19 protein-coding genes are annotated in these 17,635 nt (G+C 66.0%); 13 read left to right on the top strand and 6 right to left on the bottom strand.

Annotated features, from left to right (window positions below; genetic code table 11):
* Positions 1-129 precede the first annotated feature (129 nt).
* The 3 genes from XF30_RS35650 (at position 130) to XF30_RS35640 (ending at position 1,947) form a co-directional block, all read left to right on the top strand.
* A complete protein-coding gene (locus XF30_RS35650; protein WP_109145303.1) occupies positions 130-909 on the top strand; it encodes a sulfite exporter TauE/SafE family protein in 780 nt (259 codons plus the stop codon).
* Complete coding sequence (locus tag XF30_RS35645; protein WP_109145302.1) at positions 906-1,136, top strand: hypothetical protein; 231 nt, start codon at positions 906-908, stop codon at positions 1,134-1,136. The genes XF30_RS35650 and XF30_RS35645 overlap by 4 nt, the downstream gene beginning before the upstream one ends.
* A gap of 112 nt (positions 1,137-1,248) precedes the next feature.
* Positions 1,249-1,947, top strand: a complete 699-nt coding sequence (locus tag XF30_RS35640; protein ID WP_109145301.1) for a glutathione S-transferase family protein — start codon at positions 1,249-1,251, stop codon at positions 1,945-1,947.
* Between the two features lie 63 nt (positions 1,948-2,010).
* Here XF30_RS35640 and XF30_RS39685 read toward each other — a convergent pair whose 3' ends face one another.
* Positions 2,011-2,226, bottom strand: a complete 216-nt coding sequence (locus tag XF30_RS39685) for a cysteine-rich CWC family protein (RefSeq protein ID WP_109145300.1) — start codon at positions 2,224-2,226, stop codon at positions 2,011-2,013.
* Between the two features lie 118 nt (positions 2,227-2,344).
* Here XF30_RS39685 and XF30_RS35630 point away from each other — a divergent pair, with 118 nt between their 5' ends.
* The 3 genes from XF30_RS35630 (at position 2,345) to hmuQ (ending at position 5,597) form a co-directional block, all read left to right on the top strand.
* Positions 2,345-3,886, top strand: coding sequence for a DUF1800 domain-containing protein (locus XF30_RS35630; protein WP_109145981.1), 1,542 nt, complete (start codon positions 2,345-2,347; stop codon positions 3,884-3,886).
* Positions 3,887-3,888: 2 nt separating this feature from the next.
* A complete protein-coding gene (locus XF30_RS35625; protein ID WP_192893348.1) occupies positions 3,889-5,106 on the top strand; it encodes a DUF1501 domain-containing protein in 1,218 nt (405 codons plus the stop codon).
* 167 nt (positions 5,107-5,273) lie between these two features.
* Positions 5,274-5,597 carry a heme-degrading protein HmuQ gene (hmuQ, locus tag XF30_RS35620; RefSeq protein WP_036009456.1) on the top strand — a complete coding sequence of 108 codons (324 nt, stop codon included), beginning with the start codon at positions 5,274-5,276 and terminating at the stop codon, positions 5,595-5,597.
* Between the two features lie 177 nt (positions 5,598-5,774).
* Here the strand turns inward: hmuQ and XF30_RS35615 are convergent, their stop codons facing one another.
* From XF30_RS35615 to XF30_RS35600, 5 genes are all read right to left on the bottom strand, one after another.
* Positions 5,775-6,230 (bottom strand): GNAT family N-acetyltransferase, encoded by a 456-nt coding sequence (locus XF30_RS35615; RefSeq protein ID WP_109145980.1) that lies wholly within the window; start codon positions 6,228-6,230, stop codon positions 5,775-5,777.
* 86 nt (positions 6,231-6,316) lie between these two features.
* Positions 6,317-7,129: a PAS-domain containing protein gene (locus XF30_RS35610; RefSeq protein WP_109145298.1), complete on the bottom strand. Its 813-nt coding sequence runs from the start codon at positions 7,127-7,129 to the stop codon at positions 6,317-6,319.
* Positions 7,130-7,358: 229 nt separating this feature from the next.
* Entirely contained in the window at positions 7,359-7,508 is a 150-nt protein-coding gene (locus XF30_RS35605; protein ID WP_036009463.1) for a hypothetical protein, read from the bottom strand.
* A 73-nt stretch (positions 7,509-7,581) separates the two neighbouring features.
* The gene (locus tag XF30_RS38780; protein ID WP_162832045.1) at positions 7,582-7,758 is read right to left on the bottom strand and encodes a hypothetical protein; all 177 of its coding nucleotides are present in this window, start codon (positions 7,756-7,758) and stop codon (positions 7,582-7,584) included.
* 154 nt (positions 7,759-7,912) lie between these two features.
* Positions 7,913-8,563: a glutathione S-transferase family protein gene (locus XF30_RS35600; RefSeq protein ID WP_025032208.1), complete on the bottom strand. Its 651-nt coding sequence runs from the start codon at positions 8,561-8,563 to the stop codon at positions 7,913-7,915.
* Between the two features lie 592 nt (positions 8,564-9,155).
* On the opposite strand from XF30_RS35600, the gene XF30_RS35595 reads away from it, so the two are divergent.
* The 7 genes from XF30_RS35595 (at position 9,156) to XF30_RS35565 (ending at position 17,429) form a co-directional block, all read left to right on the top strand.
* Positions 9,156-10,358: a pyridoxal phosphate-dependent aminotransferase gene (locus XF30_RS35595; RefSeq protein WP_036009490.1), complete on the top strand. Its 1,203-nt coding sequence runs from the start codon at positions 9,156-9,158 to the stop codon at positions 10,356-10,358.
* Positions 10,359-10,743: 385 nt separating this feature from the next.
* Complete coding sequence (locus XF30_RS35590; RefSeq protein ID WP_109145297.1) at positions 10,744-11,223, top strand: DUF992 domain-containing protein; 480 nt, start codon at positions 10,744-10,746, stop codon at positions 11,221-11,223.
* Positions 11,224-11,378: 155 nt separating this feature from the next.
* Positions 11,379-13,427 carry an elongation factor G gene (locus XF30_RS35585; RefSeq protein ID WP_109145296.1) on the top strand — a complete coding sequence of 683 codons (2,049 nt, stop codon included), beginning with the start codon at positions 11,379-11,381 and terminating at the stop codon, positions 13,425-13,427.
* Between the two features lie 284 nt (positions 13,428-13,711).
* Positions 13,712-13,984, top strand: a complete 273-nt coding sequence (locus tag XF30_RS35580) for a helix-turn-helix domain-containing protein (protein WP_008566993.1) — start codon at positions 13,712-13,714, stop codon at positions 13,982-13,984.
* 105 nt (positions 13,985-14,089) lie between these two features.
* Positions 14,090-15,832 (top strand): SulP family inorganic anion transporter, encoded by a 1,743-nt coding sequence (locus XF30_RS35575; protein WP_109145295.1) that lies wholly within the window; start codon positions 14,090-14,092, stop codon positions 15,830-15,832.
* A gap of 66 nt (positions 15,833-15,898) precedes the next feature.
* Positions 15,899-16,738, top strand: a complete 840-nt coding sequence (locus XF30_RS35570; protein ID WP_109145294.1) for a shikimate dehydrogenase — start codon at positions 15,899-15,901, stop codon at positions 16,736-16,738.
* Between the two features lie 64 nt (positions 16,739-16,802).
* The gene (locus tag XF30_RS35565; protein ID WP_192893347.1) at positions 16,803-17,429 is read left to right on the top strand and encodes a hypothetical protein; all 627 of its coding nucleotides are present in this window, start codon (positions 16,803-16,805) and stop codon (positions 17,427-17,429) included.
* Positions 17,430-17,635 lie beyond the last annotated feature (206 nt).

Genomic DNA, 17,635 nt, shown 5'->3' with positions numbered 1-17,635 from the left:
TCTCCGCGAGTCTCACTCTCACCGTCCCCGCGGAGACTCCCCCTCACCCCACCCTCTCCCCGCAAGCGGGGCGAGGGAGTGAGACAGCGTGCCTCCCTGACTGTCCGTGCCATCACCGGAGAATTCCTCGTGACGCCCATCATGATCGCTGCCCTCGGATTGCTGATGGTGGCCACCGCGTTCCTGTCGGGGCTGTTCGGCATGGCGGGCGGGCTGATCCTGATCGGCGTGCTGCTGGCACTGATGCCGCTGCCGACCGCGATGGTGCTGCATGCGGTCACGCAGATGGCTTCGAACGGCTGGCGCGCGTTCCTGTGGCGGGCGCACATCCGCTGGCGGCCGGTTGCGAACTATATGGTCGGCGCGGCCGTGGCGCTCGCGGCGTGGTCGCTGACCCGCTACGTGCCGGACAAGCCGGTCGCGCTGCTGCTGCTCGGCATCACCCCGTTCATGGCGCGGCTTTTGCCGGCGAACATCAAGCCGGACCCTGATAGCCTCTGGCAGGGCACGGTCTACGGCACGATCTGCATGGGCCTGATGCTGATGACCGGCGTCTCCGGCCCGCTGCTCGACACCTTTTTCCTCGGCGGCGATTTCGGCCGGCGCGAGAAGGTTGCGACCAAGGCGATGTGCCAGGTCGTCAGCCATTTCACCAAGCTGATCTATTTCGGCGGCATCATCGACCAGGCCGCGGGGCTCGATCCCGTGCTCGCTGCCGTCGCCATCGCAGCCTCGATGCTCGGCACCACGCTGGCGCGGCGCATCCTCGAAGCCATGACCGACCAGCAGTTCATCGCCTGGTCCAACAAGCTGATCACCACCATCGCCTGCTACTACATCGTCCACGGCGGCTGGCTGTTGCTGCGTGCGCCGGTTCTGGCCGCCTTCGACAAGGGAGGTTTGCAATGAGCTGTAACTCCGATCCGCTGGTGCTGGACTTCGTCGAATGGGTCGCGCGCGAGCCGCGCGTCTACGCCGAGGTGCTCGCGACCTGGAAGACCTCGTGCCCGCGCCTCACCATCTGGGAGGACGCCGCCGAGCGCGGCTACGTCGCGCGCGAGACGATTGCCGGACTCGGACTGGTCATCGCGGTGACGGAAGGCGGCGAGAGGCTGTTGCGCGCCAACGGGCGGTGACGCGCACCTCTCTCCACATCGTCATTGCGAGCGCCAGCGAAGCAATCCAGAATGTCTTTCGCGGAAGCAGTCTGGATTGCTTCGCTGCGCTCGCAATGACGGAGCACTGTCAATGTCGCTCAAACTCTACGAACTCGTCGGTACCGATCCCACGCGCCCCTTCAGCCCGTATTGCTGGCGCACCCGGATGGCACTGGCGCACAAGGGCCTTGCGGCGGAATCGCTGCCCTGGCGCTTCACCGAGAAGAGCGCGATCGCGCCGCACGGCTCGGAGAAGGTCCCGGTGCTGTTGCATCATGACAAGCCGATCGTCGATTCCTGGACCATTGCGAACTATCTCGAGGACACTTTTCCGGATCGCCCGTCGCTGTTCGGCGGCGAGGGCGGCCGCGCGATGGCGCGCATGATCAATGCGTGGGGCGACATCGCCATCGTCGGCGGCATCTTTCCGCTCATCATCGCCGATATCCCGAACAATCTGAATGAGGTCGATGCCGCCTATTTCCGCAAGTCGCGCGAGGCGCGCTTCGGCGGCAAGACGCTCGAGGAGATCATGGCGGGCCGCGACACCGGCATCGTCGCGTTCCGCAAATCGCTCGAGATCATGCGGCAGACGTTCAAGACGCAACCTTTTCTCGGCGGGCAGGCACCGAACTACGCCGATTACATCGTGTTCGGCGGATTCCAATGGGCGCGCGTGGTCAGCCCGTTCAAGCTGCTCGAAGCGGATGATCCGGTCTATGCCTGGCGCGAAAAGCTGCTGGATGCATTCGACGGCTTGGCGCGCAAATCGCCAGGACATGAGGTGTAAACTTCGTAGCCCGGATGGAGCGCAGCGAAATCCGGGGCCGGTGCTAGCGGAACGATTCCCGGATTACGCTTGCGCTCCATCCGGGCTACGCGTCGCCGCTTTCCGCAAACATTCCCGGCACAGGCAATCCTCCCCCTCGATCGGCATCGGCAGCCGTGCCGTCTCCTCCGCGCACCAGCAAGTCCCTGAGAGATCGCAGCCGAATTCGCTGCCGCAACGGGAACAGGTGAGACGTCGCGCAAGTGCCGGCGCTGACGGGATTTCTTTCGGATTTGTCATGTTTTACGTCGAAGCTTCGCCGTCATTTTCATGGCGGGTTCATCTGCCGCTGCAGTATATTACGCGCCGACCGCGTCGAAAGGAAAGCATCTCGCAGCGCGCGAAGGACAGATCATCGATGGCCCGCGATTCGCAAGCCGCCCTCGTCGCGCTCAACCGCTTCGGCTTCGGCGCCCGCGGCGGTGCATCGGGCGATCTCGTCAACGCAAGCTCCGATCCGCGCGGCTTCGTGAAGGCGGAGCTTTCGCGTCCCAATGGCGTGCTGCTGGAAGCGCCGGGTCTGCAATCGACGCCGCAGCTCGGGCAGGCCGTGTTTGCCTATCAGGATCAGGTCAAGCAGGCGCGTGAGGCGGCGAAGGCCGCTGCGCCCGCCGAGACGCCGCCTGCCGATCAGAACGCGCCCTTGCGTCGCAGTCTCTCGCTGAATGCCGCGGCAGAGATCACCGGCCAAATGGCCGATGCGAAGCCCACAGGCAGCGCACCGAAGCCCGAGACCATGCAGCCGAACGCCGCGCCGCCTGCTGCCAAGCCAGCGCCGCAGCCGCTCAACGTCATCCAGAAAACCTTTCGCGCCGAGGCGTTGGCGCGGCTGCAGCGCGCCACGCTCGCCGAATGCGGCTTCACCGAGCGCTTGGTCGCGTTCTGGTCCAATCATTTCTGCATCTCCGCCAGCAAGGGCGAGCTGGCGCGGATCTGGGCCGGCGCGTTCGAGCGCGAGGCGATCAGGCCGCACGTGCTCGGGCGCTTCGCCGACATGCTGAGGGCGGTCGAGCAGCACCCGGCGATGCTGTTCTTCCTCGACAACCAGCAATCGCTTGGACCTGACTCGCGCGCGGGACAAAACCGCAAGCGCGGGCTGAACGAAAATCTCGCGCGCGAGATCCTGGAGCTGCATACGCTCGGCGTCGGCGGCGGCTACACCCAAGGCGACGTCACCTCGCTCGCGCGCATCATCACCGGCTGGACCTTTGCCGGCAGGCAAGGACAGCTCGGGGTTCCCGGCTCCTTCGTCTTCAACACCAATGCGCATCAGCCCGGGCCGCAGGTGCTGCTCGGCAAGACCTACGATAAGGCGGGCCTCGCGCAGGGCGAAGCCGCGCTCGCCGATCTCGCGCGGCATCCCTCGACCGCGAATTTCATCGCCACCAAATTCGTCCGTCACTTCGTTGCGGACGAGCCGCCGCCGGCGCTCGTTGCGCGCCTGCGCGACGTCTTCGTCAGGACCGACGGCGATCTCAAGGCGATGGCGACCACGCTCGTCGATTCCGATGAAGCTTGGAAGGCGCCGCTCACCAAGCTGCGCTCGCCATACGATTTCCTCGTTGCGAGCGGCCGGCTGCTGGCGCGCGTGCCGGAGGATCCCGGGGCCTATCTCAACAACCTCAATCTGCTCGGCCAGCCGCTGTGGTCGCCGCCGGGTCCCAACGGCTTTCCCGACAGCAATGCCGCCTGGGGCGCGCCGGAAGGCATCAAGCTCAGGCTCGACATCGCGGCGCAGATCGGCGCGCGGCTCGGCAACAACATCGATCCGCTCGACCTGCTGCAGTTCGCCGCCGCCGGTGCCGCCTCGGCCGAGACGCGGCGGACCATCGAGCGCGCGGAGTCGCGGCAGCAGGCGCTGGCGCTGCTGCTGATGTCGCCGGAAATGCAGAGGAGATGATGATGACCGACTGCGTCGAGAACCGGCTCCTCACCTCCCGCCGCGGTCTCCTGCTCGGCGGCGCGTCCTTTGCAGCCTGGGCCTACCTGCCGAAATTCGCCCGCGCGGCCGACGGGCGCGATCCGCGATTGATCGTGGTGATCCTGCGCGGGGCGCTGGACGGGCTCTCGACCGTCGCGCCGCTGGGCGATCCCGATTACGCCGGCCTGCATGGATCGATCGCGCTCAGCTCCGACGGTGCCCATCCCGCGATCATGATCGACTCGTTCTTCGCGTTGCATCCGGCAATGCCGGAGTTTGCGCGCATGTATCGCGACAAGCACGCGGCGGTGATCCACGCGGTGGCGACGCCCTATCGCGACCGCTCGCATTTCGACGGCCAGGACGTGCTCGAAAGCGGCTATGCCGGCCCTGGCCGCGTGCAGTCCGGCTGGCTCAATCGCGCACTGGAAGCGCTGCCGCGCGGCGAGCGCGTGTCGAGCGGGCTTGCGGTCGGTCCTACCACGCCGCTGGTGCTGCGCGGCAATGCGCCGACCGTCGGCTGGGCGCCGGTCGCGCTGCCGCAGGCCGACGACGACACCGCGATGCGCCTCGTCGAGCTCTATCGGCACCGCGATCCCGCTTTGGCCTCGGCACTGTCGCAAGGCCTTCAGCTCGACAAGGTCGCGAGCGGCGACGACATGAAAGCGACGCGCGGCAATGCGGTCGCGCAGATGCGGCAGGTCGCGCGCGGCGCCGCAAAGCTGATGGCGGCTGATGATGGCCCGCGCATCGCCGCGCTCGCCTTCGACGGCTGGGACACGCATGCCAATGAAGGGGGCCCTGTGGGGCGTCTCGCCTTCCTGCTCGGCGGCCTCGACGGCGCACTCGCCGAATTCGAAAGCGGCTTAAGGGATCGCTGGCGCGACACCGTCGTGGTTGTCGCCACCGAGTTCGGCCGCACCGCGCGCATCAATGGCACCGAGGGGACCGATCACGGCACCGGCACGATCGCCTTGCTCGCCGGCGGCGCGGTGCAAGGCGGCCGGGTGATCGCGGACTGGCCCGGCCTCAAGCTCGCGAACCTGTATGAGGGCCGTGACCTCAAGCCGACCACGGATCTGCGCTCGGTGATCAAGGGCGTGCTGCAGGATCAGTTCGGCCTGTCCGATCGCACGCTGGCCGAGACGGTGTTCCCCGATAGCGCAAGCGCAAGGCCGATGAAGGGACTGGTTACCTAACCCACAGATGCTGTCATTCCAGGGCGCGCCTCTTGGCGCGAGCTATGATGCGCAATTGCGCATCTGAGAATCCATACTCCCGATCGGGGTTATGGATTCCGGGCCCGCGCCTTGCGGCGCGTCCCGGAATGACGAGATAATGGCGCAGCATCAGGAGACACCACCCCATGTACATCGCCATGAACCGCTTCCGCGTCGCCAAGGGCTCCGAGGCTGCCTTCGAGCAGGTCTGGCTCACGCGCGACACCCATCTCGACAAGGTGCCGGGCTTCGTCGAGTTTCACCTGCTGCGCGGGCCGGAAGCCGAGGACCACACGCTGTACGCCTCGCACACCGTGTGGGCGAATTATGCGGCGTTTGAGGCCTGGACCAAGTCGGAAGCATTTCGCGCGGCGCATCATAAAGCGGGCGACAACAAGCCGCTTTATCTCGGCCATCCCCAGTTCGAAGGTTTCGAAGTGATGCAGACCGTGGGGCGCGGCGCCAAGTAACGCTGCCAAGTAACGCTGCCAGCAAAAAAATGCGGCCCCTGTCAGACGCGGCGACTGACGGGGACCGCTGGGGCGCATGATCGGTGACGGGGGGCCTGACCAGACGCAGGGGCAGCCTAGCCTTGCTGTGTTACGCGCGGGTGACAGGTGGAGTTATCCACAGGCTCCCGGCACGCCTCAGAAGATCTTGCGATAGACGATGAAGCCGGAGCGCTCCGCGACCTTGTCGTACAGGCGCTGCGCCGTGAGATTGGTCTCGTGCGTCTGCCAGTAGACACGCGGCGATCCCGCCAGCTTCGCCCGTTCGTAGACGCCATGGATCAGCGCCGAGCCGACGCCCTTGCCGCGCGCGGCCTCTGATGTGAACAGGTCCTGCAAATAGCAGGACGGCTCGATCGCGGTGGTGCTGCGATGGAACAGATAATGCGTCAGCCCGAGCAGGCGGCCGTTGTCCTCGGCGACCAGCGCATGCATCGGCTCATAAGCATCGAAGAAGCGCTGCCACGTCATCCCAGTGATCTCGGGCGCGAGCGCGGTCGGACCGGAGCGGCCGTAAAAGGCGTTGTAGCCGTCCCACAGCGGCAGCCATTGATCGTAATCCTGCCTGGTGACGGCGCGAATGATGAGCGACATGTGAATTTCCGCGATCTCGGAGGTGCGCGATGAAGGCATGCCCTTCATACGTGATGATCCTGCTGCCGATCAATCGCACACTCGCCTCACTCCGCAACTCGCAAGTACCGGATCAGCTTGCGGCCGGTCGGATCGCGCAGCGAGCGGTAGTAGTCGGCGCGCGCCGGCGCGTCGGTGTGGCGCACGAGGTCGGTCACGGGCGTGTAGCTCAGCATCCGCCCGCCGTCCGGCAGTGCGGTGCAGACGAAGCGCAGCACCTCGCCGTTGCGTAGCGCGACGTTGATCGGCGTGGCATCGCCGACCCGCACCATCTCCATGCGCTGCGCGATGAAAGTGCCGAGCTCGTCCTCGGGCAGCGCGAACGCGCCGGTGCCGCGGCCGTGATACATCAGCGCGATGAAGGGTGGCTTCGCCTCGGCGACCTCGTCCGGCACCGCAAAATAGTCGCGGAACGCGCGGTTGATGAATTCGGCCCGGGTCTCGGCATCGAGCAGCACGATGCCGATATCGACCTTGTCGAGCGCGGCCGACAGCCGCGCGGCAATGGCGTGGCTGCGGCGCTCGGCCGCGAAACTGCCGAGCAGCCGCTCGCGCATCAGCCCGGTGATGCCGGCGGTTCCGAAAACGGTGACGGCCAGGAGGCCGAGCGGCGCCAGATCGGCGGCGCCATGGCCGGAGACGCCGTGGCGGTTGAGGAAGAACAGCGCCGCGCCGATCACCGCGACAATCGCGGTCGTCACGGCGGAGGCGAGACCTGCGAGCGCGCCGGCGAGAGCCACGATGGCGACGAACAGCGGGGCGGGCGAGGGCGCGGGGACGAAGCGATCGAGCAGCATCGCCAGCAGCAGGGTCGCTGCCGTCAGCGCCGGACCGGAGATCGCACGCCATCCGAACCGCATGGACCTGTCTCGCTCCTCCCGAAAGAGGTAAGGCCGCAACACTGGCTGATTGTTGCGTGACTGCGATGCGATTTCGTGCGGCGTGCTTAAGGCGCGCTTGCGTGCAAGCGTAAGGCTTTCGGATGATTTTAAAGCATGATCCGGAAAAGTGTGAAGCGATTTTCCGAAAAGATTATGCTCAAACAATAACCTAAAGCGCGATGACGATTCATCCTAATCGCATCGCGCTTTAGACCATGTGCGCGCGCTGCTGCAGCGTCGGCGCATGCAGCGTCGACGTGCCCGTGCCCTTGCGCGTGCCGACGATGATCAGCAGCGAGGCCGCGACCAGGATGGCCGCAGTCAGGGTGATTGCAACGACTACCACAGGTGATTTCATCGACGTCCTGTCGCGATGCCGGTCGGCGCGGGCCGCACGGCGCCCTGAAGGCTGGTCCAGGATGAAACGGTAATCAGACCGGCAGGCCCATCGCCATGGTCGCCTTGGTCGACAACACCGTCAGGGTGACGATCAGGCACAGCGAAAGCGCGGCGACGGCGAGCGAAGCCGCGACCGCATGGGTGAGCCGGGAAGACGCGACGGTAGCGGATGGGCTCTGAAACCCCGCTGTGCCGGACGCCCGCATCATGGTCTAAATCCTTCAACACGCGAGCGAATCACCCGCGACTTTCCAGAATTTCCCAGTTTCAACCGGCAATATTGCGGCGGCTACCGCGCCGAAAGTGGCGAGATTGCGGCAGAGGCGGCCCTTATGCCCGCTATTCGCCGGAGCGGACGCGCCGTCAGGCGCTCGCGGCGATGCTGGCGGGGTCGTCGATGTCGGCCGGGCGCCAGTCCATGGTCACGAAGCCGGGCGCGGCTTCGACGCGTTTGAGCCAGTCCCGGATCGCCGGGAAGGCCTGGAGGTCGAAGTCGCAGCGGTCGGCGAGGTGGGTGTAGCCGTACAGCGCGATGTCGGCGACCGTGAGCTGGCGCGCGGCGAAATAGGAATTGGTCTTGAGGTGATTCTCCATCACCTGGAGCGCGCCATAGCCGCGCTCCATCCAGTCCTCCAGCGAATGGGTCTGCAGGTCGCGGCCGCCCTTGACCAGCGACAGCCAGAAATAGGCCGCGCCGATGTTCGGCTCGAGCGCGTGCTGCTCGAAGAACATCCATTGCAGCGCCTCGGCGCGGTCGATGCGGTTTTCCGGCGCGAGCGGCGTGCCGACGGCAACGTACCAGAGGATGGCGTTGGACTCGGCGAGATAGCGGTCCTCGCCGACCTCGAGCAGCGGCACCTGCCCCGACGGGTTCTTGGACAGGAAATCCGGCGTGCGGCTCTCGCCGCGCAGAATGTCCACCTCCACCGCTTCGTAAGGCAGGTTGAGCAGCGCCAGCGCAAGGCGGACCTTGTAGCTGTTGCCCGAGCGTTGCATCGAATAGAGCTTGTACATTCTGGCGTTCGAAATCCGAGGACGAGAAGACGCGGCGCCCGTTGCCCCGCGAGGCGGTTAAACAATGATGCCGATGCGAATCCGCCGCAAGTGCCGGCCGATAGAAAAACTCGAAAACCCTACCGCACTGCAATGGAGGGGAAGATCATTTTCGCGACGATGCAGTTCAGTTCACATGTACGTCAATCTGCGGACACATCGCTCTACGTAGGCTACCGCATAGACGATCGAGATTAGGACGCCAGTGTTTCCGAATCGTCATGGCCGGGCTTGACCGGGCCATCCACGTCTCACTTGCCGCACGAAGAACGTGGATGCCCGGGACAAGCCCGGGCATGACGACGAGCGGTTTCCTGGAGACGTGCACCATCCAGAATTGCTCCGAGGACAGGCCTTGTCGGATATGAGCAATTCCGGAGGCAATGTTACGGAATATTGCGGGAAACCGCGCCTCGCAGCGCTCCAAATCGTAAACTTTTCCGGGATCTGGCCGAAGTTTCTTGCGGCCCAGCGGCACACGTTTTAGGGTGGCTCATTCCCACAATTGGAGTCGTGAGGCGAAGGGCTTCACGACGCTCGCCAGGAGATGATGATGTCCTTCCTTGCCGCTGCGCTCGACCGTGTGAAGCCGTCCGCGACCATCGCGGTCACGGATAAAGCACGCGCGCTGAAAGCGGCGGGCCGCAACGTCATCGGCCTCGGTGCCGGCGAGCCCGACTTCGACACGCCCGCCAACATCAAGCTGGCGGCGATCCGCGCCATCGAGGCCGGCAAGACCAAGTACACGGCGGTCGACGGCATTCCCGAGCTGAAGGAAGCCATCATCGCGAAATTTCAGCGCGAGAACGGCGTCGCCTACAAGCCGAACCAGATCATCGTCGGCACCGGCGGCAAGCAGGTGCTCTACAACGCGTTGATGGCGACCATCAATCCGGGCGACGAGGTGATCATTCCCGCGCCCTATTGGGTCAGCTATCCCGAGATGGTCGCGCTCGCGGGCGGCGAGCCGGTGCCGGTGGTCTGCACCGCCGCGACCGGCTTCAAGCTCCAGGCCGAGGCGCTCGAGCGCGCGATCACGCCGAAGACCAAATGGGTCATCCTGTGCTCGCCGTCGAACCCGACCGGAGCTGCCTACACGCGTTCGGAACTGAAAGCGCTCACCGACGTGCTGGTGAAGCATCCCCACGTCTGGGTGATGACCGACGACATGTACGAGCATCTCGTCTATGACGACTTCCAGTTCACCACGGTCGCGCAGGTCGAGCCGAAACTCTACGACCGCACGCTCACCGTGAACGGCGTCTCGAAGGCCTATTGCATGACCGGCTGGCGCATCGGCTACGCCGGCGGTCCCGCGCAGCTCATCAAGGCGATGTCGACGATCCAGTCGCAGTCGACCTCGAACCCGTCGTCGATCGCACAGTGGGCCGCGGTCGAGGCGCTGAACGGTCCGCAGGACTTCATCCCCGCCAACAACAAGGTGTTCAAGGAGCGGCGGGACCTCGTCGTCTCCATGCTCAATCAGGCCAAGGGAATCGAGTGCCCGCGTCCCGAAGGCGCGTTCTACGTCTATCCGTCGTGCGCCGGCACGATCGGCAAGACCGCGCCGTCGGGCAAGGTGATCGCCAATGACGAGGACTTCGTCACCGAGCTCCTGGAGACCGAAGGCGTCGCCGTGGTGCAGGGGTCGGCCTTCGGCCTTGGACCGGCGTTCCGCATATCCTACGCGACCAAGACCTCGGACCTCGAAGACGCCTGCAAGCGCATCCAGCGCTTCTGCGGCAATCTGCGGTAAGACGGTCGCGACAAGAATCGGAAAGGCCCGCTTCGGCGGGCCTTTTTTGTTGTTTTTCGATAAGAGGAGTCGGATGGACTTTTTGTTTCTGGTCGGCGTTGTGCCCGGCCCCTCACCCGGATCACATCTGCGATGTGATCCGACCTTTCCCCGCGGAAGAGCGGGGAGAGGTTAAGCAAGGCCGGCGACGTTGCATTGTGAGGGACGCACGGCTCTCTCACTCCCTCGCCCCGTTCTTACGGGGAGAGGGTGGGGTGAGGGGTCTCTCCGCAAGTTCGATTCTAAACGCGCGCGAGCTGGCACGGCCGCGGCTCTTGTGGCATAGACCCGCAACACGGGTGGGGCGCTCTCTCTGCTCGCGTCACATTTTTCGCCGGAGACTTTCATGCGCCGTTCGTTCCTCTTCGCTGCACTCACCGCTGCCAGCCTCATCGCCTCCGTCGTGAACACCGGCGCGCAGCAGCGGATGGCGCGGGTCGGCGTGCTCGAATGCCGCGGCGGCGCCAGCGTCGGCTTCATCGTGGGATCGGTGACTCATCTCGGCTGCGTGCTGCGCGCCGACGGCTTGCCCGACGACCGCTACGTCGCGACCATCCGTAAAGTGGGCCTCGACATCGGCATCACCCAGGAGACGGCTTTGGCCTGGGGCGTGTTCGCGCCGGTCGACCGGCTCGGCCCCGGCGACCTCTCCGGCAATTACGTCGGCGCGCAGGGCAGCGCCTCGGTCGGTGTCGGCTTGGGGGGCAACGTGCTGGTCGGCGGCTCCAACAATTCGATCGCGCTGCAGCCGCTGAGCGTGCAGGGCCAGGTCGGCCTCAACATCGCCGCCGGCCTCGAGAGCCTGGAACTCCGTCCGGGCCGTTGACACTTCTGCGTGTGATCGCGCCGCGCGAAGCGGCGCGATTTTGCTGACGACGCACCGCAGCGACGTTTGATGCTTGCCAAATCTCGGGGAGGGGCAGAGCATCGGCGTTTGCCGACCCAATCACGGGCCGAGCTCCACACCAAGGAGGCGGCGAAATGGGACAAGACGTCAGAAGTCCCCGAGGTCCACGGTGCATCGCGCTGGTGGGCCCTTTCCAAAGCGGTAAAACCACACTTCTGGAAGCAATATTGGCGCGAACGGGTGCAATCCCGCGCGCCGGCAGCGTCGATGCCGGAACGTCCGTCGGCGACGCCACGCCCGAGGCCCGTCATCACAAAATGACCGTCGGCCTCACTGCCGCCACCACGAGTTTCATGGGCGACAGCTACACCTTCCTCGATTGTCCCGGTTCCGTCGAGTTTGCCCACGACATGCGCGCCGCGTTGCCGGCGGTCGACGCCGCAATCGTGGTCTGCGAGGCCGACGAGAAGAAGCTGCCGCAGCTTCAGATCATCCTGCGCGAGCTGGAAGAGCTGAAGATTCCGCGTTTCCTATTCCTCAACAAGATCGACCGCGCCAGCCAGCGCATCCGTGAGACGCTGGCGATGCTGCAGCCCGCCTCGCGCGTGCCGCTGGTGTTGCGCCAGATCCCGATCTGGAAGGGCGAGCTGATCGAGGGCTTCGTCGATCTCGCACTGGAGCGCGCCTTCATCTATCGCGAGCACAAGGCCTCCGAGGTGATCGCGCTCGAAGGCGGCAATCTCGATCGCGAGAAGGAAGCCCGCTTCTCGATGCTGGAGAAGCTCGCCGACCACGACGATGCGCTGATGGAGCAGCTGCTCGAGGACATCCAGCCGCCGCGCGATGCCGTCTTCGACGATCTCGCCCGCGAATTGCGGGAAGGGCTGATTTGCCCGATGCTGCTGGGCGCCGCCGTGCGCGAAAACGGCGTTTTGCGCCTGATGAAGGCGTTGCGTCACGAGGCGCCCGGCGTTGCGGAGACCGCAAAACGTCTTGGCGTATCCGAGACCAAGGACGCCCTCGGCTATGTCTTCAAGACGCTGCATTCGCAGCACGGCGGAAAGTTGTCGCTGACGCGGCTGCTCGCCGGCCATCTCGACGACGGCGCCACGCTGCAATCCTCATCCGGCGGTGCCGGGCGCATCTCCGGCATCCTCGCCGTCAACGGCGCCTACGACACCAAGCGCGCCTCGGCCGAAGCCGGCGAGACCGTGGCCCTCGCCAAGCTCGATCCGGTCAAGACCGGTGACACGGTTTCGAGCGGCAAGACGGCGCCCGCGGCATTGATCACGATCGAGCCGACGCCGCCGGTGCTCGCGATCTCGGTCGCGGCCACCGACCGCAAGGACGACGTCAAGCTCGGCCAGGCGCTGACGCGCCTGCATGAGGAGGATCCCTCGCTCATGATCGTGCAGAACGCCAAGACTCACGACACTGTGCTGTGGGGCCAGGGCGAGATGCATCTGCGCGTCGCCAGCGAGCGCTTGCGCGACCGCTTCGGCGTCAAGATCACCTCGCATCCGCCTGCGATCGGCTATCAGGAGACCATCCGCAAGCCGATCACCCAGCGCGGCCGTCACAAGAAGCAGTCCGGCGGCCACGGCCAGTTCGGCGATGTCGTGCTCGACATCACGCCGCTGCCGCGCGGCGACGGCTTCAAGTTCGCCGAGAAGGTGGTGGGCGGCGCGGTGCCGCGCAACTACATCCCGGCGGTGGAGGAGGGCGTCGTCGATGGATTGGCGCGCGGTCCGCTCGGCTTCCCCGTCACCGACGTGCAGGTGACGCTGACCGACGGCTCCTATCACAGCGTCGATAGCTCCGATCTCGCCTTCCGCACGGCCGCGCGGGTCGGGCTCAACGAAGGCCTGCCGCAATGCCAGCCGGTGCTGCTGGAGCCGATCCACATGGTCGAGATCGTCTGCCCGACCGACGCCACCGCCAAGATCAACGCGATCCTGTCGGCGCGGCGCGGCCAGATTCTCGGCTTTGACACCCGTGAGGGCTGGACCGGCTGGGACTGTGTCCGCGCCATGATGCCGGAAGCGGAGATCGGCGAGCTGATCGTGGAGCTGCGCTCTGCCACCGCCGGCGCCGGCAGCTTCACGCGCCAGTTCGACCACATGGCCGAAGTCACCGGCCGCGCCGCCGACCAGATCATCGCCGCACATCAGCACGCGGCGTGACCGGTTAGGCGATCTCGTGCCCCGGACGCAGCGCAGCGCTCCTTCAGCGGTGCGCTGCAGAGCCGGGGCCCACGTATCAGCGTGCTCGGAATTTCTAGGTCCCGGCTCTGCGCAGCAACGCCAAGAGCGTTGCAGCGCGTCCGGGACACGAGATTCTCGTATGCCACTGCACCACACTTCGTCATTGCGACGACGCCTCCCTTGCTTTCGCCACCGTATGATGTATTTTACATCGTTGTATATGTTCCAGATATCACTTATAACTGCTCGTAAGTGAGGCCAAGGTGATCACCTCGTTCCAGATGCGGGCAGCCCGCGCGTTGCTCGGCATCGACCAGAAAACCCTGGCCGAGCTCGCCGGCGTGTCGCTGCCGACCATCCAGCGGATGGAGGCCTCCACCGGCAATGTTCGTGGCGTGGTCGAGACCTTGATCAAGGTGGTCGAGGCGTTCGACCGGGCCGGCGTCGAGCTGATCGGCGAGCAGGCCCGCAGCGACAGCGGCGGACGTGGCGTTCGCTTGAAGGAGCCGGGGCCGCCGCGCCGTGTCGGAGCATGATCGCGCGTTGATCATGCCCGGGATCAAGATGGGCTAGCGCATCGTCGCACCTTAGGACGCACGATGCTTCGGAGCATTGTGGGGCCAGCGGAGCACTTTGCTGACATGAGCATCACGAGCGATCAGGCAGGCCGGCTGCACCAGCTGCGTCAGCCGACCTTTGCCGAACTGTATCTGCCGAAGCTCGTCACCGTCTTTCGGGAAGGCTACGGCCTTGCGGATTTCCGCGCCGACGTCTTCGCCGGCCTCACGGTCGCGATCGTCGCGCTGCCGCTGTCGATGGCGATCGCGATTGCCTCGGGCGTGACGCCGGACCGCGGCCTCTACACCGCCGTCGCCGGCGGCTTCATCGCCTCCTTGCTCGGCGGCAGCCGGTTCCAGATCGGCGGCCCTGCCGGTGCGTTCATCGTTCTGGTCGCGGCGACTGCGGAGCGGCATGGCGTCGATGGCGTCATCCTCGCCACCATGATGGCGGGCCTGCTCCTGATCGGCGCAGGGCTGCTCAGGGTCGGCACCTACATCAAGTTCATTCCCTATCCCGTCACCGTCGGCTTCACCGCCGGCATCGCCGTCATCATCTTTGCCAGCCAGCTCCGCGATCTCTCCGGCATCACGCTCGTGGGCAAGGAGCCCAGCGAGTTCGTGCCCAAGCTCGTCGCGCTCGCCGGCGGCCTCAACACGATCAATCCGTCCGCCGTCGCGGTCGCCCTCGTCAGCATCGGCATTATCGCCGCCTTGCGTCGCTGGCGGCCGTCCTGGCCCGGGATCCTGATCGCGGTCGTGTTTGCAGCCGTCGCCAGCGCGGTGCTGTCGTTGCCGGTCGAGACCATCGGCTCGCGCTTCGGCGGCATCCCGCGCGAATTGCCATCGCCGGCGCTGCCCGCGTTCTCACTGGAAAAGGCAAGGGCGGTGTTGCCGGATGCGATCGCGTTCGCGCTGCTGGCGGCGATCGAATCGCTGCTGTCGGCGGTGGTGGCCGACGGCATGACCGGCCGCCGTCATCGCTCCAATTGCGAGCTGGTGGCGCAAGGTGCGGCCAATATCGGCTCGGCGCTGTTCGGCGGCATCTGCGTCACCGGGCTGATCGCGCGCACCGCGACCAACATCCGCGCCGGCGCGCGCGGGCCGCTCGCGGGCATGCTGCATTCGGTGTTCCTGCTGCTGTTCATGCTGGTCGCGGCGCCGCTTGCAAGCTACATCCCTCTGGCCGCGCTCGCCGCGGTGCTGGTGGTGGTGGCCTGGACCATGGCGGAGAAGCATGAATTCGCAACTCTGCTGCGCTCGTCATGGGGCGATGCGGTGGTGCTGCTCGCGACCTTCCTGCTCACGATCTTCCGCGATCTCACCGAGGGCATCCTGGTCGGCTTCGCGCTGGGCGCGGTGCTGTTCATCCATCGCATGGCGGAGATGACGGGCATCGAGGAGCGCTCGCCGCTGGTTGCGGATGATCGCCCCGACGACGGCAACGGCGACCGTGTGCGTTACGATCCCGCGCTTGCGGTCGACCGCGACGTGCTGGTCTATCGCATCACCGGCGCGTTCTTCTTCGGCGCGGCCTCGGCGATCGGCAGCGTGCTCGACGGCATTGCCGACAGGCGCAAGGCCTTCGTGGTCGATTTCGCCGCGGTGCCGTTCCTGGATTCGACCGCGGCCAACGTGCTCGGCCGCGTCGCCGCCAAGGCGCACCGCCAGGGCATCCGGCTGTTCATCACGGGGGCCTCGCCCACGGTCCGCCGCGCGCTGCTCACCCATGGCGTCACGCCGCCGCGCGCGCGCTACCGCACGAGCCTCGAGCGCGCCATCGCCGACATCAAGGGCCGGGCCGCCGACGAGACCGCTGCGAGCTGACCGCGCGCGCTTGACAGAGCGGGCGCGACGCGAAATGGATCGCCTCGGAAACGACCCGAGGGAAAGATGACCGCGCCCAAGCCCCCTGCAGCCTGTCTGATCGGATGGCCGGCCGCGCATTCGCGCTCGCCGCTGATCCACCATCACTGGCTGCGCACGCTCGGCATCGAGGGCGGCTATGTCATCGAGGCGGTGCCGCCCGAGGATCTGCGCGATTTCGTGCTGCGGCTGTCGCTGCGCGGCTTCGTCGGCGCCAACGTCACCATCCCGCACAAGGAAGCCGTGCTGGCGCTGTCAACGCCCGACGCACGCGCCAGGGCGGTCGGCGCCGCCAACACGCTGTGGTTTGCCGACGGCGAGCTGCGCTCCACCAACACCGATGTCGAAGGCTTCATCAACAATCTCGACGCCAGCGCGCCCGGCTGGAACATGGCCGAGGAAGCGCTGGTGCTGGGCGCCGGCGGCTCCTCGCGCGCGGTCGTGTTCGGCCTGCTGGAGCGCGGCATCAGCTGCGTGCATGTCGCCAATCGCTCCATCGCGCGGGCCGAGACCCTGGCACAACAGTTCGGATCGAACGTGCTTCCGCTGCCGTGGGACGCGATCGGCGACGTGCTGCCGCGCGCAAAGCTTCTCGTGAACACGACCTCGCTCGGCATGCATGGCCAGCCTTCACTCGACGTCGACCTCGCGCGCCTGCCGCAAGATGCCGTCGTCGCCGACCTCGTCTACGTTCCCCTGGTGACGCCGCTGCTCGCCGCGGCGACGGCGCGCGGCCTGAAGACCGCCGATGGGCTCGGCATGCTGCTGCATCAGGCGGTGCGCGGCTTCGAGCTGTGGTTCGGGCGGCGGCCCGAGGTCACCGCCGAGCTGCGCGCATTGGTCGAGGCCGATCTCACGAAGTCTTGAGAGGGGCGCGGCGAATAGCACACCATCTCTGGAGTTCTACGTCGTGGGACAATCGGAGACCGTCATGCCTGTTCAACGTGCAACTTTCACACGCCCCCTGATCGCCGTCGCGATGGTGGTCGTCTCGACCTACTGCGCCTTCGCCCAGAGAGCGCCGGTGCCGACGCGCGTACGCGGCACCATCGAAAGCGTCAATGGCGACACCATGCAGGTCAAGTCGCGCAGCGGTGAAGAGCTCAAGCTTCACCTCGCCTCCGACGTGAACGTGTCGGGCGTTACCAAGATCTCGCTCGCCGACATCAAGCCGGGCTCGTTCATCGGCGCCACCACCGTGCCGGGACCGGACGGCAGCCAGAACGCCGTCGAGGTGCACGTGTTTCCGGAAAGCATGCGCGGCACCGGCGAAGGCTCGCGCCCTTGGGACCTCAAGCCCAACTCCAGCATGACCAATGCGACCGTCGCGGAGAGCGTCGTCGGCAATGACGGTCACACGCTGCTGGTCAAGTACAAGGACGGCGAGAAGAAGGTGTTCGTCGCCGACGACACGCCGGTCGTGACCTTCGTGCCCGGCGACAAATCCGAGCTGAAGCCCGGCGCCAAGGTCATCGCCTTCATCAAGCAATTGCCCGACGGCTCGTTCGAGACCAACCGCGTCAGCGTCGGCCGCGACGGCCTGACGCCGCCGATGTGAGGGGCTGTGAGACGCGCACCTGCCGCCTGAAATGCCGCCGTCGTCCCGGACAAGCGTCAGCGCAGGTCCGGGACCCATAACCACAGGGAAAAGTTGTTGCGCGAAGCAGGCCACTCCGAGCCCCCATTGCCACACCCTTCTGTGGCTATGGGTCCCGGATCGGCGCGCGCTTTGGGCGCGCTTGTCCGGGACGACAGTGATTATTG

Origin of the sequence: Bradyrhizobium sp. SUTN9-2, from assembly GCF_003122645.1 — a bacterium.
In the GTDB taxonomy this organism is placed as follows: Bacteria; Pseudomonadota; Alphaproteobacteria; order Rhizobiales; family Xanthobacteraceae; genus Bradyrhizobium; species Bradyrhizobium yuanmingense.
This window is presented reverse-complemented; position numbering and strand designations above follow the sequence as displayed.

Coding starts and splice junctions, on each gene's coding strand:
- XF30_RS35645 (WP_109145302.1), top strand. CDS start 906: ATGAGCTGTAACTCCGATCCGCTGGTGCTGGACTTCGTCGAATGGGTC.
- XF30_RS35640 (WP_109145301.1), top strand. CDS start 1,249: ATGTCGCTCAAACTCTACGAACTCGTCGGTACCGATCCCACGCGCCCC.
- XF30_RS39685 (WP_109145300.1), bottom strand. CDS start 2,226: ATGACAAATCCGAAAGAAATCCCGTCAGCGCCGGCACTTGCGCGACGT.
- XF30_RS35630 (WP_109145981.1), top strand. CDS start 2,345: ATGGCCCGCGATTCGCAAGCCGCCCTCGTCGCGCTCAACCGCTTCGGC.
- XF30_RS35625 (WP_192893348.1), top strand. CDS start 3,889: ATGACCGACTGCGTCGAGAACCGGCTCCTCACCTCCCGCCGCGGTCTC.
- hmuQ (WP_036009456.1), top strand. CDS start 5,274: ATGTACATCGCCATGAACCGCTTCCGCGTCGCCAAGGGCTCCGAGGCT.
- XF30_RS35615 (WP_109145980.1), bottom strand. CDS start 6,230: ATGTCGCTCATCATTCGCGCCGTCACCAGGCAGGATTACGATCAATGG.
- XF30_RS35610 (WP_109145298.1), bottom strand. CDS start 7,129: ATGCGGTTCGGATGGCGTGCGATCTCCGGTCCGGCGCTGACGGCAGCG.
- XF30_RS35605 (WP_036009463.1), bottom strand. CDS start 7,508: ATGAAATCACCTGTGGTAGTCGTTGCAATCACCCTGACTGCGGCCATC.
- XF30_RS38780 (WP_162832045.1), bottom strand. CDS start 7,758: ATGATGCGGGCGTCCGGCACAGCGGGGTTTCAGAGCCCATCCGCTACC.
- XF30_RS35600 (WP_025032208.1), bottom strand. CDS start 8,563: ATGTACAAGCTCTATTCGATGCAACGCTCGGGCAACAGCTACAAGGTC.
- XF30_RS35595 (WP_036009490.1), top strand. CDS start 9,156: ATGTCCTTCCTTGCCGCTGCGCTCGACCGTGTGAAGCCGTCCGCGACC.
- XF30_RS35590 (WP_109145297.1), top strand. CDS start 10,744: ATGCGCCGTTCGTTCCTCTTCGCTGCACTCACCGCTGCCAGCCTCATC.
- XF30_RS35585 (WP_109145296.1), top strand. CDS start 11,379: ATGGGACAAGACGTCAGAAGTCCCCGAGGTCCACGGTGCATCGCGCTG.
- XF30_RS35575 (WP_109145295.1), top strand. CDS start 14,090: ATGAGCATCACGAGCGATCAGGCAGGCCGGCTGCACCAGCTGCGTCAG.
- XF30_RS35570 (WP_109145294.1), top strand. CDS start 15,899: ATGACCGCGCCCAAGCCCCCTGCAGCCTGTCTGATCGGATGGCCGGCC.
- XF30_RS35565 (WP_192893347.1), top strand. CDS start 16,803: ATGCCTGTTCAACGTGCAACTTTCACACGCCCCCTGATCGCCGTCGCG.